The sequence below is a fragment of the Paeniglutamicibacter sulfureus genome (assembly GCF_039535115.1).
Taxonomy (GTDB): Bacteria; Actinomycetota; Actinomycetes; order Actinomycetales; family Micrococcaceae; genus Paeniglutamicibacter; species Paeniglutamicibacter sulfureus.
Genome location: NZ_BAAAWO010000001.1, coordinates 2,319,175 through 2,344,910 on the forward strand (window position 1 = coordinate 2,319,175; position 25,736 = coordinate 2,344,910).

Sequence of the window (25,736 nt, forward strand, 5' to 3'; positions counted from 1 at the left end):
TCAGCTAGTGGTTCAGATTGCCTAGGAGTGCTTCGAGTCGCCGTCGATCGGGAACATCTGTCCCGAGATCGTGCGGGCGTGCGGGCCGGCCAGGAAGAGGGCCAGCTGGGCGATGTCGTTGGGGTCGATGAACTTGCGGATCGACTGGTTGTCCAGCGCCTTGTTGGTTTCTTCCTCCACCGTGGTGCCGTTGGCCTCGGCGCGGCCTGCCAATACGCTGCCCATGCGCGGGCCCTCGACGGCTCCGGGGTGGATGGTGTTGGCGGTGATGCCGAAATCGCCCAGTTCCAGGGCGAGCGTCTTGGCAAAGCCGACCAGTCCCCACTTGGTCGTGGCGTAGGCGATGCGGTTCGGGTAGCCGAAGCGGCCGGCCAGCGAGGACATCACCAGGATGGAGCCCGCGTCGGATTCCTTGAGCAGCGGGATGGCGCGCTGGGTGACCATGAGGGTGCCGGTGAGGTTGATGTTCACGACGGCGGCCCAGGTGTCGATCGGGTAGTCGTTGGCCGGGGCGGTGGCTCCGGCGATGCCGGCGTTGTTGACGAGCACATCCAGGCCGCCAAGCTGTTCCTCGATGTCCTTGAAGAGCACCTCGAGGTCCTCGGCCTTGCTGATGTCGCCGACCGAACCGGTGATGTTCTCGTTTTCCGCGACGATCGCCGCGACGGCCTCGGCGTTGACGTCGGCGATGTGGACGCGGGCGCCGTTGGCAACGAAAGCCTTGGCGATGGCCAGTCCGATTCCGCCGGCTCCGGCGGTGATGAGTACACGCTGTGACATGATTTCGACTCCTTCTACGCGATGCCGTGGATCCCACGACTTCGGTTCGCATTCTTATGTACGGCGAGGGCCGGGACTCTCGGGCCAGGTGGTCCGGCGGGTGACGGTCCGTGCTTGTATGCGTCTCACGGTGCGGAAAGGAATTCCGCTCCCGGTGTTGATGCATTCCATACAGTAGGCCTGCCCGAATCCGGCGTCAACGGCGCCGATCACACCGCAATTCCGGTTTTCCCGCTGCCGGAATGTCAAGTTCTCACCCTCGTAGAAATTACATGCAATTACATACAAGTAGGGGTTCTGTCCAGGAAATCTCGTCAACTTTTCCGTCCAGAGGAAAGTCGAACGCAACATTTCCTTGGTCACACGAAGCGGGGATTATTGCCCGGCAGGGAACTATCCGACCTCAGAGCGCGCGCGTCAGATCCGCGATGCGACGGCCGGTCTCGTCCGCCGCCTGAGCAAGGGCCTCAACGTAGCCCTTGAGCTCATCCCGATGGAAGCGTGCCGTGGGCAGAACGGTCGTAAAGGCCCCGAGCGGCTGTCCTGTCGTGGGGATCGCAACGCCCACTCCACAGATGCCCGGTGAGGTTTCCTCCAAATTCACCCCATAGCCATTGCGGCGAACCACAGCCAGATGCCGCTTCAGCGTTGCAAGCGATCCACCTTCCGACCCGGCCCGCTCGTCCAGCGGCGCCGGGACCCCCGATGCGGATGTAACTGCGGCAAGGTCGTCATTTCGCAGTTGCGCCAGCATGGCCTTGCCGCCGGCCGACTCGAGCGCCGGCAACTTGTCCCCGACACGAATCACCACCCTCAGGTTCTGCTCCATTTCATCTATGCCGTCGAGGAAACGAACCGAGCCCATTTCCAACACCATGAAGCCCACGGTTTCATGGAGCCTGGCATGGAGCCGTTCAAGTGCCGGGCGGGCCAGGTCGCGCAATGAACTTCGGGCTATGGCCCCGACCGCGTGGGCGGCAAGAACAGGTCCCGCCACATAGCGCCGTTCTCGGTCCTGGCCGGCAAATCCCCGGTAGGAAAGGGCGGCCAGCAGGCGGTGCGCCGTGGAGACCGCCACGCCGAGCCGCGCGGCCGCCTCGGTGACGGTCAAGGTGCCACCGAAGCGGAGTATGAGAGCCAATTGCAACGCGCGGTCAACCGATTCGATGGGCGGCTGCGTTGCGCCGTCGGTCCAAGATTTGGAATCGCTCGCAGCTGCATCCGGCGTGGAGTTGGTCATGGCACAAGCATCCCATGTTGCCGCCCGGCACCCGGGCTCCGCTGACGGGTGCGGCACCGCCCATGCCGCTCCCGGGGGACACACTCTGCGCGCCCTCCTCCCAACCATCATGAATTCCTTCATACGGAATGAGTCTGACGATCGAGAGCCGGGCACGTACCCCGCGGATTCCCTACAGACCCCAAAGCCAAAGGGTGAATCGCGATGAAATCATCATCAACAATTCTGTATAACGGAATTTGCGCACAAAATATGGTTCCTCCGTCACATCCATGACTAAACTCACATTGACGGGCGGCGTTCCGCCCGTTGCACCTTTACCAAACCAGGAAGCTCCCATGGAAACTCTCGCGGAAATACGTAGTTCGGCCATGAGCCGGTTCCAGGTAATGGCGGTCGTCATCGCCCTGACCCTGATCCTCATTGACGGTTTCGATGTGGCCGCCATGGCCTACGCCGCGCCGGTGCTCTCTCGCGAGTGGGGCATCCAGCCCGCCGCCCTCGGATTCCTGCTGAGCGCAAGCCTCTTCGGCATGGCTGCAGGTTCCATCTTCCTCACTCCGCTCGCCGACAAGATCGGGCGCCGCCGCCTCACCCTGATCTCCCTCGTCGTCATCAGCATCGGCATGGTCGCTTCGGTCTTCGCCGGCGATGCCACCCAACTCCTGGTCTTCCGGATCGTGACCGGCCTGGGCGTCGGCGGCATGATGGCCAACCTGAACGTCCTGGTGTCCGAATACTCCTCGAACAAGCGTCGCGGTTCAATCATGGGCATCTACACCGCCGGCTACCCGATCGGCGCCACCATCGGCGGCCTCGTGGCCGGACCGTTGATCCCGAACTTCGGCTGGCACTCCCTCTTCGCCGTCGGTGCGGTCTTGACCATCATCATGCTCGTCGTCTCGTGGATCTGGCTTCCCGAATCCCTTGACTACCTGTTCACCCGCCGGCCCGCCGGCGCCCTCAAGCGCGTGAACAACATCCTCGCCAAGATCGGGCGCCCGGCACTGGACGCACTGCCGGCCATCACGGCCACCGGCAAGGAGCAGTCGGCGATCGGCGAAATCCTGACCACCCCGATCCGTTTCCGCACCTTCATGCTCTGGGCGGGCTATGGCTGCCTCGTGGCCGCATACTACTTCGCCAACACCTGGACCCCGAAGATCATTGCCGGCGTCACCGGCGACAACTCGATCGGCGTCACCACAGGCACCATCGCCAACGCCGGCGGCATCCTGGGCTGCTTCGTCTTCAGCGCCTTGGCCGTGCGCTACCGAGCACGCCCGCTGCTGGTCATCGCGCTGCTCGGATCGGCCGCCGCCTACGTTGTCTTCTCCATGCTCTTCACCCAGATCACCCTGGCCATGGTGCTTGCGCTCTTCTTGGGCATGCTCACCACCGCGGGCATCGCCGGCTTCTACACGGTCTCCCCCGAGATCTACAGCGCCCGGGCCCGGGCAACCGGTGTCGGCTGGATGATCGGCCTCGGCCGCCTGGTTTCCATCGTCGCCCCGATCCTGGTCGGCTATCTGCTGGCCGGCGGCTGGAAGCCGGAGAACATCTTCGTGCTCTTCGCCGCCCCGCTGGCCGCTTCCGCCCTGTGCATCGTGGCGTTGGCCTTCTCGCTCAAGCGCCAAACCCGCTCGACGGAACCGGTTGCCGCAACTCTTTCCTGACCTGCTTTCCCCTTCCGACAAACCAGCGATCGGTGGCGGCCCCGTCCGCCACCGGCTAGGAATAAACGCCACCATGAGCAAGATCAACGTCGCCGACCTGGTCGCGATCGACATGCACGTCCACATCGAATCCGACGACCACGGCCACACCGACATGCCTGACGATTTCCGCGAGGCCGCGCAGGCGCACTTCGGCGCGGCCCACGACCCGCTGGGGATCGAGGCCGTCGCGGCCCACTACCGCGAACGGAACATGGCAGCCGTCGTGTTCACCGTCGACCACGAGGCCACCACCGGCCACCCGCCGATCTCCAACCGCTACATCGCCGAGGAGGCGGCCAAGCACGCCGACGTGCTCATCCCCTTCGCCAGCATCGACCCGGCGCGCGGCAAGGCGGCCATCACCGAGGCCCGCATCCTGGTGCAGGACTACGGGATTAAGGGATTCAAGTTCCACCCGAACCTGCAGTCCTTCTTCCCGAACGACCGCACCGCCTACCCGCTCTACGAGGAAATCCAGTCACTGGGCGTCCCCGCACTCTTCCACACCGGCCAGAGCGGCATCGGCGCCGGAATGCCCGGATCCGGCGGGATCCGTTTGAAGTACTCCAACCCGATGGCCCTGGACGACGTGGCGGTGGACTTCCCCGAACTGCGCATCATCATGGCGCACCCCTCCTTCCCCTGGCAGGACGAGGCCCTGGCGGTGGCGGTGCGCCACAACCACGTGTACATCGATCTCTCCGGCTGGTCGCCCAAGTACTTCCCGGCCAACCTGGTGCAGTACGCCAACACCATGCTCCAGGACAAGGTCCTCTTCGGCTCCGACTTCCCGCTGTTGCCGCCGGATCGCTGGATGGCCGACTTCGCGAAGCTGGAGCTGCGCGAGGGACCGCGCCAAAAAATCATCAAGGACAACGCCGTGAGGCTGCTCGGACTCGATTCCGGCACCACCTCCTCCTAACGCACCGCCACGCCCGCCTCCGGGATCCCTGGACGACACGAAGACCATTAAAGGAAAGCACCATGAAGAACACCGAACCCGGCGCACTGCTGCGGCCCGCACCCGCCCGCGAGGACTGGTCAAGCAGCCAAATGGGCCGCTTCCTGGAAAAGATCGAGGCCAAGACCGGCCGGCACTTCACCGACTACGAGGATGCCTGGGCCTGGTCGGTTGAAAACCTTGAGGAGTTCTGGGGCGAGGTCTGGGACCACTTCGAGATCATCAGCCACGCCCCCTACACCTCGGTGCTCACCGAGCGCACCATGCCCGGGGCGCAATGGTTCACCGGAGCCCGGATCAACTTCACCGAGCACGTCCTGCGTTCCCTGGCCCGCCGCCCCCAGGACACCATGGTCAAGTCCCGCAGCCAGACCAACGGTTCCATCGACTGGACCGGCGCCCGGTTCACCGAGGAGATCGAGCGCATCCAGCAGGGCCTGATCCGCCACGGCATCAAGTCCGGGGACAGGGTTGCAGGCTACCTGCCCAACATCCCGCAAACCCTGGCCACCTACTTCGCCGTCATCGGCCTGGGCGCCATCTGGTGCTGCGTGCCGCCGGAAATGGGTGTCAAGGGCGTGCTGGGGCGCATCGGCCAGCTGGATCCCACGTTGTTGATCTCCATCGATGGTTACCGCTGGGGAGCAAAGGACATTTCCAAGCTCGGCGACCTGGCTGCCGTCCGGGCTGAGCTCGGCGACATCCCCACGGTGGTGCTGCCCTACCTGGATGAAGAGCTGGACGTTGCGGCAGCCGCACCGGGTGCAGAATCATGGGCGGATTTCACCGCGGACCACGCACCGGCGATCATCGAACCGGTTCCGTTCAACCACCCCATGACGGTGCTCTTCTCCTCCGGCACCACCGGAACCCCCAAGGCCATCGTGCACTCCCACGGCGGCCTGCTGCTGGAGCACTACAAGGCCATGGGCCTGCACTTCGACATCTCCGAGGCCGACACCGCCTACTGGTTCTCCACCACCGGGTGGATGGTCTGGAACATGGGTGCTTCTTCTCTGCTGGTGGGTGCCTGTGTGGTCCTGCAGGACGGGGATCCCAATTGGCCGACCCTTGACGGGCAGTGGTCGCAGTGGTCGGTCATGGCCGAAACCGAATCCACCTACATGGGCACCGGCGCCGCCTACCTGGCCGCCTGCGCCCACGCGGGTGTCGAGCCGGGCAAGAAATGGGATCTCTCCCGGCTGCGCGAGATCCAGTGTTCCGGATCCCCGCTGGCCGCCGACGTCGCAGGCTGGGCGTACGACTCGATCAACCCCGACATCGTGATGGCGCCGACCTCCGGTGGCACCGACATCTGCGCGGCGTTCCTGGGCGCCAGTCCCCTGTCCCCGGTCCACGCCGGGGAAATGGCCTGCCGCCCGCTGGGTGTAGCAGTGGATTCCTGGGACCACGAACGCAACTCCCTGCGCGGGGAACCCGGCGAACTGGTTGCCACCCTGCCGATGCCCTCGATGCCGGTGTTCTTCTGGAACGATCCGGACAATGAGCGCTACAACTCCAGCTACTTCGACGTCTTTGAGGGCATCTGGCGCCACGGCGACTGGCTGGTGCGCACCGAGCGCGACAGCTGGGTCATCACCGGGCGCTCGGACGCCACGCTGAACCGCGGAGGCGTGCGCCTGGGCACCGCGGAGTTCTATGCACTGCTCGATGGCCACCCCGGCGTCAACGACGCCATGGTGATGCACTTCGAGCAAGGCGGCGCAATGGGCCAGCTGGTGCTGCTGGTGGAGGCCGCCGATGATGCGGACACCGTGGGGCTGGAGCGCTCGATCCGCACGGCGCTGCGCACCCAGCTTTCCCCGCGCCACGTCCCGGACCACGTGTTGTTCGTGCGCAGCATCCCGCGCACGCGCACCGGCAAGCGCATGGAAATCCCGCTCAAGCGCCTGGTGCAGGGCGGTTCCGGCGGCGTGCTTGACACCGGCGTGCTGGTGAACCCGCAGGACCTGGACGAGACGGTGCAGTCCGTCTCCCGCATCCTGGCCGGAGCCTAAGCGACAGGTGCCGCCGGCGTCTCCCCGAGGGGAGGCACCGGCGGCACCGTGAGTGAAGCCCTATTCACCGTGGGAACCTCAGACTCCGCGCAGTTTCTCCATGATCTCGGCGGCGGCCAGCTGCAGCGCCTCGACATGCAGCGGCATCGCGGAGCGGTCGAAGCGGATGCTCGGCGTCGCGGTGGTCACCGCTGCCACCGGGCGCCCATCGGCGTCGTTGATGCTCACGCCCAGGCCCACCACCCCCTGCTCGGTTTCCTCGAAGCTGGTGCCGAAGCCGTCCCGGCGGATCTTGGTCATGCTGCGCCTAAGCGAGGCCAGGGTGGTGATCTTGCCGGTGGGCCAGGACTGCAGGCCTGAGCGGTAGATCTCCTCCAGCTCGGCGTTGGGCAGCTGCGCCAACATCGCCTTGCCGCCCGAGGACACGAAGGCCGGCATCATGTCCCCGATGCGCCTGGCCACGCGCAGGTTCCGCGCCGACTCGACCCCGTCGACGAATTGGATGTTGCCGCCGTTCAGGACCATGACCTGCACCGTCTCCCCTACCGTGCCCTGTAGCCGGACCAGGGCAGCCTGCGAGTGCTCGCCCAGCGTCTGGGTGGAGAGAAACGGCTGGGGGTGCCCGGAGATTTCGGGGCCCGGGCGGTAGGTCCGGTCGTGGCTCTGGGCCGCGAAGCCCCGGAAGGTCAGCGCCGTCAGCAGCCGGTGCGCCGTCGAGGGCGCCACATCGAGCTGCTCGGCGGCGGCCTTCACCGACAGCGGACCTTGGTCGCGCATGCGCATGAGCAACAGCAGTGCGCGGTCTACCGACTCGACGGGCGATGACTTGTTCTCCATGGTGAAATCATGGCACAGCCTGCGAACCGCAACCCAACCGCCGCTGCATCATGGCCAGGCGCACATCACCTACGCTGGAGAAGTGGTCAACTACACCTTCAAGCAATTGCAGTACTTCATCGCCGTGGCCGATGCCGGCACGATCTCCGGTGCCGCAACGGCCTGCCACATCTCGCAGGCGGCGATGCACCAGTCCATCGGGGAACTCGAGCGCATCGTCGGCTCCCAGCTGCTGGTGCGCCACCGGGCCCGCGGCGTGGTGCTGACCGCCGTGGGAACCCACTTCCTGCGCGATGCCAAGGAGCTGGTCAGGCACGCCGAAGAGGTCCAGGGCCTGATCGGCGAGCGCCAGAGCGGCCTGGTCGGGCCGCTGAACATCGGGATGTATTCCGGGCTCTCCGCATTTTGGCTGCCGGTGGTCTGCGAACAGTTCACCAAGCCCAACCCGGGCCTGGAGGTGCGCATCATCGAGGGCGACGGCGCCGAGCTGCAGGAGCGATTGTTGGAGGGCTACCTCGATGTGGTGATCACCCACACCCGCCACCTATTGCCCGGCGTCAAGCACACCACGGTCATGAGCGGGCGCCCCTACGTGCTGCTTGCGGCCGGACACCGGCTTGCCGGCGGCGGAACCGTTCGGCTTAGCGAACTCGCTGACGAGGACTTCGTGTCCCTGGACATCCCCACGGTGCGTGACAACCAGTTGGTGAACCTACGCATGTCCGGCCTGGACCCGAAGATCGCCTGGAGCAGTTCGAACTTCGAGGCTGTGCGCGGCATGGTGGCCCGCGGCCTGGGCTACACGGTGCTGGTGCAGCGTCCCCCGGTGAGCCTGAGCTATGACGGTTTACCCCTGGCCGTCCTGGAAATCGAGGGGCCGGTTGGCCATAGCGACATCTGCGTCGCCTACACGGCATCGGAGAGGCCAAGTCTGCGACTGCGGGCCTTCATCGAGTTCTGTGAAGGCATCGGTGCCGAACGCGAGCAGGGACCGGATCCGTCCTGAATGGACGGGTCCGGCCCCTGGCCGCGGAGGCGTTGCCCGGCTACATGTGCTCGGCGCCCAGGTCCGCGTCCTTGCCTTCCTTGATGCTGCGCATGGCCAGCGCGGCGACCAGGAAAACCCCTGCCCACACGGCCCCGGCGATCCACAGCGAGCCGCCACCGAGCAGCACCAGGCCGGTGACAATCATCGGGGTGAAGCCGGCACCGAGCGTGGAGGAGAGCTGGTAGACCAGCGAGGCGCCGGTGTAGCGGATCCGGGTGGGGAACAGCTCTGCGGTGAAGGCGCCGAACGGCCCGAAGATGGTGCCCTGGACCACGCCGTTGGCCAGGAACAGCGCGATCGCGAAGAGCCAGAGCTCGCCCAGTTGCAGCATCCACATCATCGGCAGGGCCAGCACCGCGCCGGCCAGGATGCCGAACATCATGACCGGGCGGCGGCCCAGTCGGTCGGAGTAGCGAGCGGCAAACCACACCGCCACGATAGTCAGGGTGGCGCCCACGGCCTTGATGTTGAGCACCGCGGTGCGGTCCATGCCGGCTTCCTCCACGACGTAGGAGATGGCCCAGACCGTCATCAGGCCCTGCACGGTGTAGGAGCTCATGCCCACCAGTGTGCCCATGAGCACGGATTTCGGGTACTTGGTCAGTACCTGCAGCAGCGGGATCTTGCGCTCCTCGGCCTTGTCCTCGAGCGCCAGGAAGAGCGGGGACTCGGTGACCTTCAGGCGGATGACCAGGCCGATGGCGACCAGGCCGAGGCTGGCGATGAACGGGATGCGCCAGCCCCAGGCCAGGAACTGCTCGGTGGGCAGCGTGGAAACGGCGGAGACGGCAAGGGTAGCCAGTACCGCGCCGGCCGGGCCGCCCATGTTTGCGAAGCTGGCGGCGAAGCCGCGGCGTTCCTTGGGTGCGTGTTCCAGGGCCATGAGCATGGCCCCGCCCCATTCCCCTCCCACGGCCAGGCCTTGGATGATGCGCAGGGTGATCAGTGCGATCGGGGCAATGACACCGACCTGTGCGGTGGGCGGCAACAGGCCGATGATGGTCGAGGCGACGCCCATCATCACCATGGAGGTGATCAGCACGCCCTTGCGGCCCAGTTTGTCTCCGTAGTGCCCGAAGATGATGCCGCCCAGCGGGCGGGCCAGGTAACCCACCGCGAGCGTGGCGAAGGAGGCGAAGAGCGCCACTGCGGGTGACTGGTTGACGAAGAAGACCTTGTTGAACACCAGCGACGCGGCGGTGGCGTAGAGGATGAAGTCGTAGAACTCGATGGCGCTGCCGATGAAGGAGGAAGCCAGGATCCTTCGCATGTGCGGATCGTTCAACGACGGAACGGCGATCTCTGCCGACTGCCCGGCCGATGTCTTGAGGTGGGTCATGGCGCAACCATCAATTCTGTGTGAGCGCGGCTAAAGGAAATGGTATCGAGGTCATCGGGAACCAGGAAGGTCCCGGAGAAATCCTTGGCGTGGGCGAGCCACGTGGAGACCGGTGTGGTCCCTGGCACCAGGTGGTGCAGGGCCAGGGTGCGGGCCCCGGCACGTTCGGCCAGCTCGATGGCCTGGGCGGCCGAGGTGTGCGAGAGGCGGTGGTGGTCCATCGAGGCGGCAGCGGCCTCGGTGCCGATGCTCCCGTAGCTGCGCTGGACCCAGTCGAAGTCGATGGCCTCGTGCAGCAGCAGGTCGGTGTCGCGGGCCAGCCGCACGAGGTTCTCGCACGGTGCGGTGTCCCCGGAGATTGTCACGGAACCCTCGGCGGTGTCGAAGCGGAAGGCGAAGGCCGGGGCGATCGGCGGGTGCTTGACCAGGGTGGCGGTCACGGTGACCAGCTCGTCCCGGTAGATCTCGAACGGCTCGAAGCCCTCGGGGGTCGGGTTCGCATTGGGGTGGTAGCCGCTTCCGGCGGGGATCGCGATGTCCGCGGCGATGAAGTGGTCCAGCGGGGAGGGACGCAGGGCGTCGATCACCCGGTCATTCAAGTCGGTTCCGTAGGCCTGCATGAGGTGGCTGAACATGTCCGCGGTGCCCGGGGTCGGGTTCTTCGGGTAGAGCGGGGTCGGCGGGATCTGGGCGCGCGGCGAGGCCGGCGGCAGGGCGCCACGGTCGCCGGGGCCGATGATGCGGACCGGAGCCTGGCCGGGGGTGATGGTGAAGAGCCCGAAAATCGCCAGCGACGCCAGATCGATGGTGTGGTCGGAGTGCAGGTGGGTCAGGAAGATCCCGCGTAGGTTCGCGGTGCTGAATCCGGCCTTCATGAGCTGGTTTCCCACGCCGGTTCCGGCGTCCACCAGGTACACGGCGTCGCCGACGACCACTGCGGTGGCGATGCCCGCGCGCTTGCCGGCGTTTTCGCCGGTCCACCAACGCGGGCCGCCGGCCGTGCCCAGTGTGACGACGCGGGGTTTCAGGGAAGTGCCTTGCACGTGTGCTGCTCCTTATGCGAGAAGAATGAGATTTCCTTCACACAAGGATGTAGCCTCACGGCACATACGTAAAACTGTTTTTATCGATTCGAATCCTCGGTTTTGCCTATGTTAGGCGGCTCCTCCCGTTCACCCCATGGAGCGGAACCCCAATTCGGTCAGGCGCACCGCACGCAGACCGTCGTAGCGGCTGATCCGTGTCAGTGCCTCGGTACCCCACAAATCCTCAAAGTCATCCATCGCGAACGCGGGATCGACATAGCGCACATCAACGATTCCGAGCGTCGCCGCGTATTCAAGGAGCAACGCCATCAGGTAACGCCTGTCCACGAATCCCCCGAAATCGATGTGGTCATACCCGAGGCTGCCGTACTCGGGGTCTTCGACATAGAGCTTGAACGCCGCCATGTCGTTGCGCACCACGGTGAAGTGCGCGCCCTCGTGGATCGAGGCGTTGTAGGCCTGGGTCACCATGGTGAACTCGCTGGTGGAGAGCACCTTCAGGACCTCGGCCGCCATGAACCTGCGGTTCTTCAACCCGGAGAGCGTGTTGGTCCGCTTCTGCCCCTTGATGGCCTCGATCCTGGACAGCTCGTCGATCACCCCGCCGCGGACCCACCGGTCCCACAGCCCCAACAGGACTTCATCCGGCTCCTTCTTGAGTGCGGCCCGGCCGCGCGCGGTGAGTTCGAGCTTGGTTCCGGCTGCCAGTCCGCCGGCCTGCAGCAGCAATGGCCAGGCGAAGGCCGCGATGTGCTCGTCGGGGTAGAAGTCACCTCCCGGCAGTGCCTCGGCCAGCAGGCGCATGGTTGCGGCCGACGGCTTCTTGGTGGCCGCGCTGCAACGCACCTGGCCACCCTCCACCAACATCAACATGGTACGTAGCTGTTCCCGGGCACGGTCCAGGGTCTTCAATTCAATTTCGACGCTCATCTCATCCACCATCCAAACCTCCCATGCAACCGGCCTCCGCGTCCAAGGATTCCCCCCAACCCGTGCGTCGATCCGTTGTACTGTGGTGGGAAGTTGCCTGCCACCTCCCACCAGCAAGAATGCGAGAGCCCGTGTCCAAGAAGAAGAAACCCACGTCCCGCAAGGCCAAGCAGGGGCACCCCGGGCGGACCGGGGCGGCCGGGAACATCGTCAGCATCGACGAGTTCCGGGTCCGCAGCAGTGGGGACGAGGTGGCTGCGGGATTCATGAAATGGGTGCGCGCCAACACCTCGCTGCCGGAACTGGGCGAACCGCTCCCGGTGCTGCAGGGATTCCTGGAAAACTACCTCGTTGCCGCCAAGACCCAGGTGGCCACGGAGCTTCATCCTTTCGCCACGCGGGTGGCCCTGGGCAAGTACTTCTTCGACCACCCGGAGGAGGACTTCGGTTTCGTCCTGCAGGTGGTCATGGGGTACCTGCTGTATCTGGACGACTCGGATTTGTGGAGCGGCAGCGACCAGTTGTTCGATGAGGTGCAGGAAGAGTTGATGGAAGCCGCAGACGAGCAGGCCGACGCAGATTTCGACGAAAGGGTCTTCGAGGTCCCGGCCCTGTCACGCACCCAGACCCGGGATGCACTGCTCGCATTGCCGCTGGCCGCGCACCTGCAGGCATTCTTCGCATGGTTCGGGTACAAGCGCGACGTCACCTCCACAGGCCGGCTCACCCGCAAGGACATCCAGGCTGCGGCCGCGGCACTGGGAGTTTCGGCGCAGGGAGCCAACACCATCCCGGTCCGTGGCCCCGATGCCGAGGACGCGCCGTTCCAGGCGACCAGCGCCCAGCAGGTTCCGCTGCTCGATTTGTTCTGGGAAGCGCTGGTGCGCATCGGCATCCTCGAGGTGGGTTCGCGGCGCGCGACCATGAACCGTCCCCTGGATGCCCTGGCCGGGGCCGCGCACGAGGAGATGCTGATGCACCTGGTACGGGACGTGGCGTTGAGCCTGTACCTGCAATTCATCGCCACGGCGGCCGCCGGGTTCGACGACGACCAGGAGTCGGAAGACGATCTCTTCGCTGACCTGCTGTCCTCCATCCTCCTGGAAGCCGGGTTCGACGAGGGGGTCCCGGTGGAGCACCTGGTGGTGGCCATGGCGACGCTGGACGAGGTGGACACCGACGAGGTGGTCCTCGCACAGTTGTTCCTGGAGCTCATGGTCGCCGAAGGCCTGTTGGAACGCGACACGCACTTCCGGATTCCCGCGGCGATGAAGAAGCTGGTCGCCTTTGCCCTGGCCGAACCCTCCGGCGTCGAGATCAGCTACGAGGACCCGGAAGACGAGGACCTGGCGTACCTGGGTGCCGAGGACTGAGGCCCGCGCACGGCGTGCTCGCCGGCCAGCGCCGCCCTGAACACCCAGGGGTGGTGGTCCCCCTGCATGGGTGCTCCCTTTCGGGGTTCGGTTGCGTGGTTTAGGTATACAGGGAGAGCGGGGCGTTGGTTCCGTGCAGGAAGTACTGTCCGACCTCGATCTTCTTGTAGTCCACCGGGTCGTGCAGCGAGTGCGTGCGCACATTGCGCCAGAACAGGTCCAGCCCCACGTCGTTCCCGGTGGAGCTGGCTCCGGTGACCTCGTAAATGCGGTTGGCCACCTCCAGCGCCACCTCGGTGGCGACGACCTTGAGCTCGGCGATGGCCACCGCAACATCACCTCGTTGCGCCGCATCGAGTGCGCCGGCGCGGCCCACCTCGGTGTCGAAGCGGCGGTTGAGCTTCTCGGCCAGGGCGCCGACGGCGGCGGTGCGCGCCTTCAGCTCCCCGATGGTGCGCTGGAAGATCGGGTCCTGGGCGTAGCTGCCGGCCGCGGAAAGGAACCAGGAGTTCTTGCGCTCCAGCAGGATCTTGCGCCCGGCCGCCAAAGCGCCCTCGGCGATGCCGAGGTAGAAGTTCCCGAAGGCCAGCTGCAGCCCCGGGGTCAGCAGCGTGACAATCGGATCGGGCGTGATTTCGCCCAGCACGTCCTCGGACGTCACCAGCACGTCGTGGTACCTAACCGAGCCGGAGGCCGAAAGCCGCTGGCCCAGGTGGTCCCAGTCCCCGAGCAGCTCCAGTCCCTCGCGGGTGCGTTCGAGCACGAACGCAAGGACCTTGCCGTCATTTGTCCCGCCGCTTACCGCGGCATTGACGACGATCACGTCCCCGACGGAGGAACCGGTGGAGAAGCGCTTGAGTCCATTGAGCCGGTAGCCCTCGTCCACGGCGGTGAGGGAGAGGTCGGGATCGACGGGGTTCACCGAATCACCCCAGAGCCAGCCTGCGGCGGCGCTGCGGGCGAACCAGTCCCCCTGGGTCGCAGGATCGGCATAGAACGCGATGCTGGACTGGTTGGCATAGTGGTAGGCCAGCAGCTGGGCGATCGAACCGTCGGCCGCCGCAATGATGCGCACCGCGGCGAAGGCCGACTCCCAGTGTCCGCCGGCCCCTCCGGATTCGGCCGGGACCAGCAGGTTCAGCAGCCCCGAATCCCGCAGCAGGCCAACCTCGCTGAACGGGTCCTGGTTCGCGGCGTCGCGGGCCAACGCGTCAACGGCGAGGGCCTGGGCAACCGTGCGGGCTACGGATGCCCAATGTTCAAGTTCGCGCTCGTCGGCATGCCCGTTCCATGGGGTGCGGGGAAGAGTGTCGGTGTCAATGGCGGTGGTGCTCATGCGGGTGGTCTCCTTCGAGGGTTCGCGTCGAATCAATGACTCGACTCTAGGAACCGGGAAGGGGGTTGCGCACCCGGCGCGTCAACGGCCGAAGCGCGTTGTCATGAAGCGTCACCCCCGCCGCTGGAACGCCGCCGCGCATGCCACGGGAAGTCACCGGGCGTCATCGAGCGGACATGCGGGCACACGGAAGGTCATGGATATTGCCCGCGCTCGCCGGTTATGCGGCGGGATGCGCGGTGGGCCTGGGGGCTGGCTAGCCGTTGCCGCTGGCAGCGACCGCGGTGACCAGGCCCTGGAGCTCGGGGACCCGGGCGGCGTTTTCGAGCGCTTCCCGGAGCACCGCATCATGTGTCGGGTGAGCCTCGACGAGCAGTTGCTCCCCTGCCTCGGTGAGTTCGGTATAGATCCCGCGCCTGTCATCCAGGCACAGGATGCGGGTCAGCAGGGCACGGTCCTCGAGACGGGTCACCAATCGGGTGGTGGCCGACGAAGAGAGTGCGGCGGCACGGGCGAGCTGGGCCATGCGCATGTGCCAGCCGTCCTGCCGGCTCAGGGCATCGAGCACCGTGAATTCAACGACGGAGAGCCCGTGCTTGGCCTGCAGGGCGCGCTCAAGCTCTCCCTCGATCAGGTTGTGCAGCGCGGCGAGCGTGCGCCAGCCCTGCGCGCGGACCTGCACTGCGTCGTCCTTGATCCCCATGGGTAATGCTCCTCGTGTTTTCCGACTCCCCAAGAGTAGCACCTTGCGCCGATATAGCGCGTATGCAATCATTGTGTCAGCAGTTAATTGCAGACGCAACGACCGATGTGGGGAAACCCTTCGCATCTCATCCCAGCCCTCATACACCGAAGGTTCTCCATGCCCATAGCTCTCTACGCCCTTGCCCTGGGCGGTTTTGGAATCGGCTTGACCGAGTTCGTCATCATGGGCCTGTTGCCCGAGGTTGCCGCGGATTTCGGGGTCACCGAAACCGTCGCCGGCTACCTCATCTCCGGCTATGCCCTCGCCGTGGCCATCGGCGCCATCATCCTCACCGCAGTGCTCAGCAGGCTGGACCGCAAGAAGTCGCTGCTGTTCCTGATGCTCCTGTTCATCATCGGAAACCTGCTCAGCGCCACCGGCCCGAGCTACGAGTTGGTCATGGTCGGCCGGATCATTGCCGCGCTGTGCCACGGCGCCTTCTTCGGCATCGGTTCGGTGGTTGCCGCCGATTTGGTGGCGCCCAACAAGCGTGCCGGGGCCATCGCCTTCATGTTTGCGGGCCTGACCATCGCCAACGTCCTGGGCGTCCCCTTCGGGACGCTGCTGGGCCAGGCCACCGGCTGGCGCTCCACTTTCTGGGCCATCACCGCCATCGGCATCATTGCCTTCATCGGCATCATGGTCCTGGTCCCGGGCAACCTGGCCCGTTCCGCGAGCACCGGCGTCTTCGCCGAATTCAACATCTTCCGCAGCCCCCAGGTCTGGCTGTCGATGGCTGTGACCATCCTGGGCTACGGCGGCATGTTCGGAGCCTTCACCTACATTGCCTTCACGCTCACCGGCGTCAGCGGTTTCGCCGCCACGTCAGTTCCCTGGCTGCTGGTGCTCTTCGGCGTCGGACTCTTCGTGGGCAACATCCTCGGGGGCAAGGCCGCGGACCGCAATCTGGCCGCCACGCTGATCACGGTGCTCTCGATCCTCACCGTCGTTCTGGTGGCCTTCGCACTTCTTGCCGGCAACCAGATTGCCACCATCGTCGCCCTGCTGCTCATGGGCGGCATCGGCTTCGCCACCGTCCCGGGCCTGCAGATGCGCATCATGAACCATGCGGCGCATGCACCCACGCTCGCCTCGGGCGCCAACATCGCCGCGTTCAACGTGGGCAACGCGCTGGGCGCCTGGGTCGGCGGCCTGACCATCGCCGCGGGACTGGGGTACACCTCACCGCTGTGGGCCGGCGCGGGGATCACCGTGGCGGGACTCGCCGTCATGCTCCTTGCGACCCGCGTGCGCGGCGGCGAATACTCCGGGGCCCGCGCGCCCGAATCGGTGCCCGTCACCGTCGGCTAGTGCCACCCCCCACCCCAACCACCCGACCCAGTCAATCCCAGGAGAATCCCCATGAGCATTTCAACCACCACCGTCCCGACCATCACCCTCAATGACGGAACCAGCATGCCGCAGCTGGGCTACGGAGTCTTCCAGATCCCCGAGGCACAGACCACGGCCGCGGTGTCCACGGCACTGGAAACCGGGTACCGCAGCATCGACACCGCCGCCATCTACGGCAACGAGTCCGGGGTCGGCCGCGCCCTGGCCGATTCCGGCATCCCGCGCGAGGAGCTCTTCGTGACCACCAAGCTCTGGCTTGCCGACCTGGGCCGGGAAACGACCCGCGACGGGCTGGCCGCAAGCCTGGACAAGCTGGGCCTGGACCACGTGGACCTGTACCTGATCCACTGGCCGGGCACCGACACCGAGGCGTACCTCGAATCCTGGCAGGTGCTGGAGGAACTGCGCGCCGCGGGGCTGAGCCGGTCCATTGGAGTCTCCAATTTCCTGCCGGAACAGCTCGAGCGCATCATCGAACTTGGCGGGACGGTGCCGGCGGTCAACCAGGTGGAGCTGCACCCGTTCCTGCAGAACCGCGAGACCGCCGCGGTGAACCGTGCCCACGGGATCGCGACCGAGGCCTGGAGCCCGCTGGCCCAGGGCGCCGTGCTGGATGACCCGGCGGTGCTGGCAGCCGCCGCGGTCCATGGGGTCACCCCGGCCCAGGTGGTGCTGCGCTGGCACCTTCAACAGGGCAACGTGGTGATCCCGAAGTCCGTCACCGCCTCGCGTATGGCCTCGAACCTGGATCTGCTCGGCTTCGACCTGGACACCGACAGCATCGCGGCGCTCGATGCCCTGGATCGCGACGGGCGCACCGGCCCGTTCCCGGGCACCTTCAACGGCTAGTTCCGCCCACCTTCCACCGCTTCCCGGACCACCGCGCTCCGGGTCCGCCTTGGTGCGGGCCCGGGTGTGCCGGTGTTCCGTGCCATGTTGTGCTGCCGCCGTCTGCGAAACGCGCGATACTGAAGACATGGAACTGGTTTTGCTCGTAATCCCCGGATGCCCGAATTCCGGCACCGCCAAGGAACTCTTCGACACGGCACTAGGCCTCGAAGGCATCACGAATGCGGTCGAAGTTCGTGAAATCACCACCCAGGACCAGGCCGAACGATACGACTTCCACGGCTCTCCCAGCTTCAGCCTCGAAGGCACCGACCTCTTTGCCTCCACTGCCGCACCGGCCGTGGCCTGCCGGGTCTACCCCACGGCCTCGGGACTCGCCGGCCAGCCGGAGATTGGCGAGTTGCGCCGGGCCATCCGGGCGGCCCTCCCGGCAGCTGCACCCAACGCCCGCGCCTAGCCACAAGGCAGTCATGGACCCGGACCGGGAACGCATCCTCGCCCAGTACGCCCGCGCCGAGCACCAATTACGCGACTGGTTGGCCCAGGCGTCCCCGTCCGACCTCGGCCGCCGCAGCAAAGGGACCCGCTGGAACAACGAGGAACTGCTCTTCCACATGGTCTTTGGATATATGGTGGCACGCGCCCTGTTGCCGCTCCACCGGGTGCTTTCCCGGTTGCCGACCCCCGTATCCGCCGGATTCGCCGCCGCCTTGGATGCCGCATCCGTCCCCTTCGATGCCGTCAACTACTGGGGCTCGAAGGCCGCAGCCCGCTTCTACAACCGTCACCGGATGGCGGCAAGGCTCCATCGGGTCCTGGCGGTGTTGGGCAGGAAGCTCGAGTCCGAGTCTCCCGCCGCGCTGTCCCGCGCCATGCCCTTCCCGACCCGCTGGGACCCGTTCTTCACCCGAGCCATGACCCTGGCGCAGCTCTACGCCTACCCCACCGAACACTTCGACTTTCACGCCGGGCAATTGGACCTGCCCCGCGGGCCGGATCGACTTTCACGCCGGGCAGTTGGACCTGCCCCGCGGGCCGGAACGCGGATCTTCCTGAGTCCTCCGGACACGAAAAGGCCACCCGCCGGCACGTTTGGATGTACGCCAGGCGGGTGGCCTTTGCTTGTGGCCGTGGCCCCGCAGACCTAACTGGAAGCCGGGTCTTCGCTGCCGGGAGCGAACTGCGCCAGGGAAATGGCCAGAGCTTCCTCGAGCTGTTCGCCGGTGGCCGTGCCCGATTCGCGCACCGCCTCGGCCCAGACCCGGACCGAACGCTCGGAAAAGGCCAATGCCTCGGGGGAAAGCGCGGCCGCGGCCGGGTCCTCGGCCACGATTCCATCCACGAACAGCCCCAGGGCCAGGAACATTCCGTCCCAGCCCGGACCCACCCATAGTGCCCCGGCACCGCTTTGGGCCATGGCCAGCGGGACGGTGTGCTCCAGCTCCAGGGTCGTGGTGCCGGGTTCGTCGGCGGCAAGGCGCAGCTCGACGAGGCTGTCCTCGCCGCCGAAGGTGACCTTCAGGCGGGTCGGTGGCGAGCATTCCAGGATGCGTCCACCGGCGTTGCCCTCCAACTGGAAGGTTCCGCCTTCATGCAGCTCACCGCTGATCGGAAGGAACCAGCGCGGGATCCGCTCGGGATTGGTCAACGCGTCCCACAGCTCCGCGGGATCGGACTTGTAGGTGCGGCGCGCCAGGACCGAGACGGCTTCGCTTCCGTCTTCCAGCTTCCGCTGGGAGACCGTCCTGTCGATGGCGCCGATCTGGCTTGCAATGTCGATCATTGTTGCTCCTTGGGTGTGGTCTGTGGGTCGTCCGCGGCAGAAGCGGCCAGCCGCCGTTCCCGTTTTCCGCGGGCAATTTCGGTTTCCAGCGCATCCAGCGGCTGGTCCCAGAAATGCCTGAAGTCCTCGAGCCAGGTGTCGATCTCGCGCAGCGGTTCAGAGGAAACGGCGTAGAGCCTGCGGGTGCCCGCCGCCCTGACCGAGGCGAATCCGCTTTCCCGCAGCACCTTCAGGTGCTGCGAGACGGCGGGTTGGGAGATCCCGAACTCGTCCCGGATGCGTCCGGCGATGGCCCCGGAGCTTTGCTCTCCATTGGCCAAAAGCTGGAGGATACGGCGCCGGGTCGGGTCGCCCAGGACTTCAAATGCATGCACAACCCCATACTACAACTCTGCCTTATATAAGCAAGAGCTTAACAAGGGTCATTGGAGACCCCTTCGCCGGACACGAAAAAGCCACCCGCCTGCACGTTGGGACGCGCGCAGGCGGGTGGCTTCAGGACCTGACGTTAACGATCTGGTGCGCTACCTCGCACTGAGTCATACTCCGTCGTTCAACGGCTTCAAGCTGCTTCGCGGCGTGAGGTGACATCGATGCGAGCTGGCAAAGCGGCTGAAACCGATTGCTTGCCTGTAGGGGTGCCGCATCTTGGAACCCGATGGTGCGAAGTTAGCGGGGAAACCATGTTCCAAATTCGACAAGAACCGACTCTGGCACTGGATTACTTTTGCTGCATTCCGGCCTTAATGACACCAGATAGGTAGGTCTCTGGTTCAGCCAACACTCGAATCTCCTCGAGCGGGTTGCCGCTCAACAACAACAGATCCGCGTGACCACCAACTTGCACGGCCCCCAAATCGGCTTCGGCACCCAGCAACTCGGCACCGATCGTGGTCGCCGAAGCGATGATTTGTTCGTTAGTTTGAACTTGGGCACGAATCGTAAACTCTTCGCTTTGGTGCTTTTGCATGTCTCCCAGCAGGTCAGTTCCGAAGGCTATTTTGACCCCGCCCCTCGTTGCCAAGCCCAAGGCGTCCAGACCCGCGTTCAGGACGAGATCCACCTTTTTTCGACTTTCTGCCGAAAGCCCAGCTGCCTCGCCGTCCTTCTTCAAATGAACATAGGTGACAAGTGTCGGCACCAGGAAGGCACCGTGTTCTTTGAAAAGTTCCACGCTTTCGTCATCAATCAGGTTTCCATGCTCAATACTTCGGACACCTGCGCGCAACCCACGATTGACGGCCTTGGCCGTATAAGCGTGTCCGGCTACATAACGATTGGCCGCCTCGGCTTCTTCGACTATTGCTTGGATTTCCGAATCCGAGAATTGAATTGAATCCACTCGATCCGTCGGTGAGGCAACACCGCCGGACAACATGATCTTGATGTGGTGGGCTCCAGTTCTCAGCTGTTCACGAGAGGCCTTTCGAACCTCCGTCACCCCATCGCAAATCACTCCAATCGTCGGGCAACATGGATGACTGTCCACGAAGGTACGTCCCGGCCCACGCATGTCACCATGCCCGCCAGTTTGACTCAATGCCTTGCCACCGAAATAGATTCGTGGTCCTTGAAAATAGCCCTCTTCCACCGCGTCTGCAATGCCCCAATCGGCTCCGGCCACATCTCTCACCGTGGTAAATCCGCGAAGGAGCATGTCTTTCATCAGGGTCGAGCTACGGGCCGCGGCGTAGTTCGGTGACCAGTCGGCAAGATCTCCGAGCGAGGCAGTGGCAGCGGTAACGTGAACATGGGAATCGATCAATCCCGGCATGATAATTTTTCCTGCCGCGTCAATGGCGTTTTCACAGGTCACGTCATCGCTATTGCTGTCGCGAATCTTCGAGACGCGACCGTCAATAATCTCGATGGTTTTCCCGGACGAAATTTTGAAGTTCCGTGTGTCTAGAATCTGGGCATTCGCGATAAGGGCGACTGGCTGCTGGAGCATACGGGCCTTTCAAGAGCTGCAATGTTTGTTGCAGGCTATCATCCATGCGGACTTGGCATGCTTTTTTGCAAGAGATGTCGCTGGATGGGGCAGAATGCCTGTATGTCCGAAATTGTTGAATGGATCGATTCCCTGGTTGAGCAGAGGGAAGTATCCTCCGCCACGCTTCGCGTACTTGAAGTGCTGAAAGACGATCCGGGCGGAACTTTTCCTCTTTCTGCCCAGAAAGTTGCAACTTATGCACGAGTCAATGTGGCGTCGGTGGTTCGCGCGGCCCAATTCCTGGGCTTCAGCGGTTGGTCCGAAATGAAGCAGGAAGTCAGGCATAGGTACCTCGCGACTTTGAGCGGCGACCAGCTCCTGCGCAACAGGGGCACTTCTGGCAACTCCCCGTCGCGATCCAGCATGATGGCCGATGTCAAAAATCTTCATGACTTCGTTGCCCGCGCCGACGATACCCAATTCCGTCGCATTGCGGAGCTGATCTCCGAGGCCAATAGATCCATGGTGTTGGCCACCGGAAGTTACGCGGCACCCGGTCTGCAACTAACGCACATTGGTCAGTCACTCGGTCATGATCTGGAACTTCACATGGCCATGAGCACCGCATTGGCTTCCCGATTGCGGCTTCTAAAAGCAGGCGATTGCATCATCAGCTGCGCGCTGTGGCGCTCCAGCTCATGGATATTGGAAACTACTAGGGTGGCGAAAAAGCGCGGCGCCAAAGTCATCGTTATCTCCGACCGGCGAACCGCTTTGTCCGACCTTGCCGACGAATCGGTAATCGTGCCTAGTGAAAGTGTCAGCTACGTCCGCTCCATGACAGCTGCTATGACTGTCACCCAAGCGGTCATCGCCGAGCTTGCAGCACTCGATCCCGATCGTTCTGCCATGAACTTGATGGATGTTGAGGAGATCTGGAAGGAACTGAATCTGGTGGAACCCACCGACTAACTTCGAGCAGTAACGTTACTGCAACAAACGTTGCATAGATTTGAGATACGTGTCACTGTAGTTGGCGTTAACCTCATCCATCGCTGGAGTTCCCTATGCAACTTACTCATGTTCTGATTCTCGTGGGCTACGTAGCCCTCATGATCCTGATCGGAGCCTGGTTTAGTCGTTCAAAAGCGACCTCCACTGGTGACGACTTCCTGCTGGCAGGACGATCGCTGCCCGCCCCGGTCCTCGCCGGCACAATGCTTGCAACCTTCGTCGGTTCGGGCTCCATTATCGGCGCCGCAAGTTTTATCTATGAATATGGTCCCTGGGCCGGGATGTTCTTCTTCAGCGGTACGTTCATCGGCATTATTTGCCTACTGATACTTGCTCCACGCGTACAGCGCTTGGCCAAGTACACAGTTCCACAAATTTTGGAGATGCGGTTCGGAAAAGTTGTCCGCCTCATCGCCACAGTCATTATCCTGGTTGCCTTCGTCGGCATCACCGCCTACCAGTTCACTGGTGCGGGTTACATCATCAGCCTCATCACGCCGCTTAGCCCGTCGCAGAGCACCATTGCGGCCACCGTCCTGATCACCTTCCTTGCCCTGAGCGGCGGGTTGAAGTCGGTGGCCTGGTCCGACTTCATTTCCATCGCAATTGTCGCAATTTCACTGATCGCGCTGATGATCTACATCTTCGCCGTTGACTTCGGCGGGCTTGCAACCTACGTAGATGGCCTTAACCCGATCCAACTAACTCTCACCGGCGGTCTCTCGCCGATCCAGCTGCTGGGATACTTCCTGCCGGTCTTCCTGCTTTTGCTTGGGGATCAGAACATGTACCAGCGTCTTGCCGCGGCAGCCAGTGAAAAGACAGCGCGCTTCGCGACCCTGCTGTTCTTCTTCGGAGCCTTCTTCATCATCGTCCCGGTTATCCTCTTGGCCTCGGCGTCGTCAGTCCTTCAAGACGGCATTGACCCGGATACTGCCATCCTCTCGCTGGGTGGGGCAGAATTCAGTCCAGCGGGTCTCGGAGGATTGTTGCTGACTGGTGCGTTCGCCCTGATCGTCACCACCGGTTCGTCGTACCTGCTTACATGTTCGGCAAACATCGTCCATGACCTCGTAGCTAGGCTGCGGACCCAGGAAACCACCGATCGTCAGGCCATGATCATCGGTCGCTGGGGAGTGCTGCTCCTAGCGGTGTTGGGCTTTGTCATGGTCCAGTTCTTCCCCAGCGTGCTCTCGCTGCAAATGTACGCTTACACCATGTACGGCGCTGCCATCACGCCGGCTCTGCTGGCTGCCTTGTTCTGGCCACGCGCCACCGGAACCGGTGTTGCAGCTTCCATGGTCGCCGGCGGCCTGGCAACAATCTTGTGGGAAATCAACGGTCTTTCTCAGTCAGTGATGAACGGTGTGATTGTTTCACTGCCCGTCGCTTTGGTCGTCATGGTGGTGGTCAGTCTCTTGGGGAAACCTGCGCCGGCAGCGAAAACCACAGCGGATTCCCAAGCCGAGCATATTCAGTCATAGCTCGTCAGCGGGGGCGAGCCGGTTGCTGCCCGCGCTGACCCGGCATTGGAAACTCCCAATGTTGCCGCCTGGTTTCTTCCTCACCGGTACCTTATAGCAACGTTCCTGAGGCCATGGCTGGCAAAGCACCAACGATGGCATCCGCATGTGCCTCGCCTCAAATCTTGATTCGTTGGTGTTCTCGCACAGATCAGCAACCCGCTGTCCTAGATAATCTCGATCGATCCAGCTGCACGTGCCCACCACAGGGCACTTTCAGCGGAGGCCTTCCGGATCAACGAAAAAGCCACCCGCCTGCACGTTGGGACGCGCGCAGGCGGGTGGCTTTTGGTGCGGATTGCGCAGATCCGGACTAGGCGTCGACGAGTTCCTTCTTGTCGTCGTCCGCGTCCGTGGCACCCGGAGCCCCGGCGTCCGGGTTCTTCCCGGTCCAGGCATGGCCCTGTTCGTTGTCCAGGTGCGTGGTCTTCTTGTTCTTCAGCGCGAAGATGTAGACCAGCAGCGAGATCCCGATGGCCACGGTGACGTAGGTGAAGAACAGGTCAACGCGGTCGGCCTTCTGCAGCGCGGCGCCGATCAGCGGGACGGTTCCGCCGAAGAGCGAGTTCGCGATCGCGTTGCCCAGGCCCACGCCCAGGGCACGGATGGAGGCCGGGAACAGCTCGGCCTTCACCAGCGCGTTGATCGAGGTGTAGCCACCGACAATGACCAGCCCGCCCATCATCAGCAGGAAGGCGAAGAGCGGGTTCTGGGTCTTGGACAGCATCGAGAGCAGCGGCCAGGTGAACAGGACACCGGTGATGCCGAACCAGAGCAGCAGCGGCTTGCGTCCGACCTTGTCCGAGATGATGCCGTAGACCGGCTGAAGCAGCATGAAGATAAACAGCGCCCAGAAGTTGATGACCGAGGTCGGGGTCTTTTCGATGCCCGAGGTGTCGTTCATGAACTTCAGGATGAAGTTGGTGTACGTGTAGAACGCGACGGTGCCGCCCAGGGTGATGCCGATGCAGATGAGCAGCGGCCTCCAATACTGGGTGAACAGCAGCTTCATGGTGCCCAGCTGGGCCTCGCCGGCAACGCCCGGCTTGTTGGCCGCGGCCACCTGCTCGGCGGAGACGGTTTCCTCCATGGTGCGGCGCAGCCACAGGACCACGAGGACCGCGACGCCGCCGATGGCGAATGGAATGCGCCAGCCCCATTCGGTGAGCGTTTCATGGCTCATGGTGTTCTGCAGGATGACCAGCACCGGCAGGGCCAGCATCTGGCCGCCGATCAGGGTCACGTACTGGAAGGAAGAGAAGAACCCGCGGCGCTTGGAGGTCGCGGCCTCGGACATGTAGGTGGCGCTGGTGCCGTACTCGCCGCCCACGGAGAAGCCCTGGACCAGGCGCACGAAGACCAACAGCACCATGGCCCACATGCCGATGGCTTGCTGCGTCGGCAGCAGCGCGATGGGGAAGGAGCCGGCGGACATCATGGTCACCGACAGCGTCAGTGCCGCCTTGCGTCCGTGGCGGTCGGCGTAGCGGCCGAAGAACCACGCGCCCACCGGGCGCATCAGGAACGAGGTCGCGAAGACGGCCATGGCTTCCAGGCCGGCCTGCAGCTCGTTGGTGGCGTTGAAGAAGTGCGACTGGAAGTACACGGCAAACACCGTGTAGACGTAGAGGTCAAACCACTCCCCGAGGTTTCCGGCCGAGCCCTTGAGGATGTTGCTGACAGCCCTACGGGTTGCCGCCGCCTCGTTTGCATCTTTGGTGCCGGCACCGGGTCTCGGTGCCTTGTTCTTGCTGTCCACGGCAGGTTGTCCCATGGTTCCTCCTCTTGCATTGAGGCCCCGCAAATCACCGCGGGCCTCAACCGAGGCATTCGTGGGACATGTTACAACCAACGTGAGAGCGGATTCCTAACACTTCCTTAGGAGTCCGTCAGGGGTTCCGGAGCGGCCA

At 64.1% G+C, this 25,736-nt stretch carries 24 protein-coding genes; 11 read left to right on the plus strand and 13 right to left on the minus strand.

Annotated features, from left to right (window positions below; all coding sequences use genetic code 11):
- Positions 1–21: 21 nt before the first annotated feature.
- From ABD687_RS10610 to ABD687_RS10620, 3 genes are all read right to left on the minus strand, one after another.
- On the minus strand, positions 22–780 hold the full coding sequence (locus ABD687_RS10610) for an SDR family oxidoreductase (protein ID WP_264269558.1): 759 nt from the start codon (positions 778–780) through the stop codon (positions 22–24).
- Between the two features lie 403 nt (positions 781–1,183).
- Positions 1,184–2,020 (minus strand): IclR family transcriptional regulator, encoded by an 837-nt coding sequence (locus ABD687_RS10615; RefSeq protein ID WP_310291380.1) that lies wholly within the window; start codon positions 2,018–2,020, stop codon positions 1,184–1,186.
- Positions 2,021–2,192: 172 nt separating this feature from the next.
- Positions 2,193–2,393 (minus strand): hypothetical protein, encoded by a 201-nt coding sequence (locus tag ABD687_RS10620; RefSeq protein ID WP_264269560.1) that lies wholly within the window; start codon positions 2,391–2,393, stop codon positions 2,193–2,195.
- On the opposite strand from ABD687_RS10620, the gene ABD687_RS10625 reads away from it, so the two are divergent.
- From ABD687_RS10625 to ABD687_RS10635, 3 genes are all read left to right on the plus strand, one after another.
- Entirely contained in the window at positions 2,392–3,696 is a 1,305-nt protein-coding gene (locus ABD687_RS10625; protein WP_264269561.1) for an MFS transporter, read from the plus strand. The two genes, ABD687_RS10620 and ABD687_RS10625, sit on opposite strands and share 2 nt — an antisense overlap.
- Before the next feature lie 73 nt (positions 3,697–3,769).
- Positions 3,770–4,660, plus strand: coding sequence for an amidohydrolase family protein (locus ABD687_RS10630; RefSeq protein ID WP_264269562.1), 891 nt, complete (start codon positions 3,770–3,772; stop codon positions 4,658–4,660).
- Between the two features lie 62 nt (positions 4,661–4,722).
- Positions 4,723–6,717 (plus strand): acetoacetate--CoA ligase, encoded by a 1,995-nt coding sequence (locus ABD687_RS10635; protein WP_264269563.1) that lies wholly within the window; start codon positions 4,723–4,725, stop codon positions 6,715–6,717.
- 78 nt (positions 6,718–6,795) lie between these two features.
- Here ABD687_RS10635 and ABD687_RS10640 read toward each other — a convergent pair whose 3' ends face one another.
- Positions 6,796–7,554 (minus strand): IclR family transcriptional regulator, encoded by a 759-nt coding sequence (locus ABD687_RS10640; RefSeq protein ID WP_264269564.1) that lies wholly within the window; start codon positions 7,552–7,554, stop codon positions 6,796–6,798.
- Between ABD687_RS10640 and ABD687_RS10645 the strand changes: the two genes are divergently transcribed.
- Positions 7,553–8,560, plus strand: a complete 1,008-nt coding sequence (locus ABD687_RS10645) for a LysR substrate-binding domain-containing protein (protein ID WP_310291377.1) — start codon at positions 7,553–7,555, stop codon at positions 8,558–8,560. The genes ABD687_RS10640 and ABD687_RS10645 overlap by 2 nt on opposite strands.
- Positions 8,561–8,600: 40 nt before the next feature.
- Here the strand turns inward: ABD687_RS10645 and ABD687_RS10650 are convergent, their stop codons facing one another.
- The 3 genes from ABD687_RS10650 to ABD687_RS10660 form a co-directional block, all read right to left on the minus strand.
- Complete coding sequence (locus tag ABD687_RS10650; RefSeq protein ID WP_310291374.1) at positions 8,601–9,941, minus strand: MFS transporter; 1,341 nt, start codon at positions 9,939–9,941, stop codon at positions 8,601–8,603.
- Entirely contained in the window at positions 9,938–10,984 is a 1,047-nt protein-coding gene (locus tag ABD687_RS10655) for an MBL fold metallo-hydrolase (protein ID WP_307579286.1), read from the minus strand. Before ABD687_RS10655 ends, ABD687_RS10650 begins: the two co-directional genes overlap by 4 nt.
- A 129-nt stretch (positions 10,985–11,113) precedes the next feature.
- Positions 11,114–11,917 (minus strand): hypothetical protein, encoded by an 804-nt coding sequence (locus ABD687_RS10660; protein WP_310291366.1) that lies wholly within the window; start codon positions 11,915–11,917, stop codon positions 11,114–11,116.
- A gap of 131 nt (positions 11,918–12,048) precedes the next feature.
- Here ABD687_RS10660 and ABD687_RS10665 point away from each other — a divergent pair, with 131 nt between their 5' ends.
- Positions 12,049–13,290, plus strand: coding sequence for a hypothetical protein (locus ABD687_RS10665; protein ID WP_310291363.1), 1,242 nt, complete (start codon positions 12,049–12,051; stop codon positions 13,288–13,290).
- A 100-nt stretch (positions 13,291–13,390) separates the two neighbouring features.
- On the opposite strand, the gene ABD687_RS10670 is transcribed toward ABD687_RS10665, so the two are convergent.
- Together ABD687_RS10670 and ABD687_RS10675 are read right to left on the minus strand one after the other, a co-directional pair.
- Positions 13,391–14,626 (minus strand): acyl-CoA dehydrogenase family protein, encoded by a 1,236-nt coding sequence (locus tag ABD687_RS10670; RefSeq protein WP_310291360.1) that lies wholly within the window; start codon positions 14,624–14,626, stop codon positions 13,391–13,393.
- A 256-nt stretch (positions 14,627–14,882) separates the two neighbouring features.
- A complete protein-coding gene (locus tag ABD687_RS10675) occupies positions 14,883–15,329 on the minus strand; it encodes a MarR family winged helix-turn-helix transcriptional regulator (protein WP_071214146.1) in 447 nt (148 codons plus the stop codon).
- Between the two features lie 159 nt (positions 15,330–15,488).
- On the opposite strand from ABD687_RS10675, the gene ABD687_RS10680 reads away from it, so the two are divergent.
- From ABD687_RS10680 to ABD687_RS10695, 4 genes are all read left to right on the plus strand, one after another.
- Positions 15,489–16,682, plus strand: coding sequence for an MFS transporter (locus ABD687_RS10680; protein WP_310291354.1), 1,194 nt, complete (start codon positions 15,489–15,491; stop codon positions 16,680–16,682).
- A 51-nt stretch (positions 16,683–16,733) separates the two neighbouring features.
- Positions 16,734–17,573 (plus strand): aldo/keto reductase, encoded by an 840-nt coding sequence (locus ABD687_RS10685; RefSeq protein WP_071214148.1) that lies wholly within the window; start codon positions 16,734–16,736, stop codon positions 17,571–17,573.
- Between the two features lie 139 nt (positions 17,574–17,712).
- Positions 17,713–18,030, plus strand: coding sequence for a hypothetical protein (locus ABD687_RS10690; protein ID WP_310291350.1), 318 nt, complete (start codon positions 17,713–17,715; stop codon positions 18,028–18,030).
- Between the two features lie 13 nt (positions 18,031–18,043).
- Positions 18,044–18,721 (plus strand): DinB family protein, encoded by a 678-nt coding sequence (locus ABD687_RS10695; RefSeq protein ID WP_071214150.1) that lies wholly within the window; start codon positions 18,044–18,046, stop codon positions 18,719–18,721.
- Here the strand turns inward: ABD687_RS10695 and ABD687_RS10700 are convergent.
- The 3 genes from ABD687_RS10700 to ABD687_RS10710 form a co-directional block, all read right to left on the minus strand.
- Positions 18,718–19,356, minus strand: coding sequence for an SRPBCC domain-containing protein (locus ABD687_RS10700; protein ID WP_071214151.1), 639 nt, complete (start codon positions 19,354–19,356; stop codon positions 18,718–18,720). The two genes, ABD687_RS10695 and ABD687_RS10700, sit on opposite strands and share 4 nt — an antisense overlap.
- Positions 19,353–19,730: an ArsR/SmtB family transcription factor gene (locus ABD687_RS10705; RefSeq protein WP_071214152.1), complete on the minus strand. Its 378-nt coding sequence runs from the start codon at positions 19,728–19,730 to the stop codon at positions 19,353–19,355. The genes ABD687_RS10700 and ABD687_RS10705 overlap by 4 nt, the downstream gene beginning before the upstream one ends.
- A gap of 347 nt (positions 19,731–20,077) precedes the next feature.
- The gene (locus tag ABD687_RS10710; RefSeq protein WP_071214153.1) at positions 20,078–21,307 is read right to left on the minus strand and encodes a metal-dependent hydrolase family protein; all 1,230 of its coding nucleotides are present in this window, start codon (positions 21,305–21,307) and stop codon (positions 20,078–20,080) included.
- 102 nt (positions 21,308–21,409) lie between these two features.
- Here ABD687_RS10710 and ABD687_RS10715 point away from each other — a divergent pair, with 102 nt between their 5' ends.
- Positions 21,410–22,261 carry a MurR/RpiR family transcriptional regulator gene (locus ABD687_RS10715; RefSeq protein WP_310291340.1) on the plus strand — a complete coding sequence of 284 codons (852 nt, stop codon included), beginning with the start codon at positions 21,410–21,412 and terminating at the stop codon, positions 22,259–22,261.
- A 95-nt stretch (positions 22,262–22,356) separates the two neighbouring features.
- Positions 22,357–23,787 carry a sodium:solute symporter family protein gene (locus ABD687_RS10720; RefSeq protein WP_071214155.1) on the plus strand — a complete coding sequence of 477 codons (1,431 nt, stop codon included), beginning with the start codon at positions 22,357–22,359 and terminating at the stop codon, positions 23,785–23,787.
- A 352-nt stretch (positions 23,788–24,139) separates the two neighbouring features.
- Here the strand turns inward: ABD687_RS10720 and ABD687_RS10725 are convergent, their stop codons facing one another.
- The gene (locus tag ABD687_RS10725; protein WP_310291336.1) at positions 24,140–25,600 is read right to left on the minus strand and encodes an MFS transporter; all 1,461 of its coding nucleotides are present in this window, start codon (positions 25,598–25,600) and stop codon (positions 24,140–24,142) included.
- Positions 25,601–25,736 lie beyond the last annotated feature (136 nt).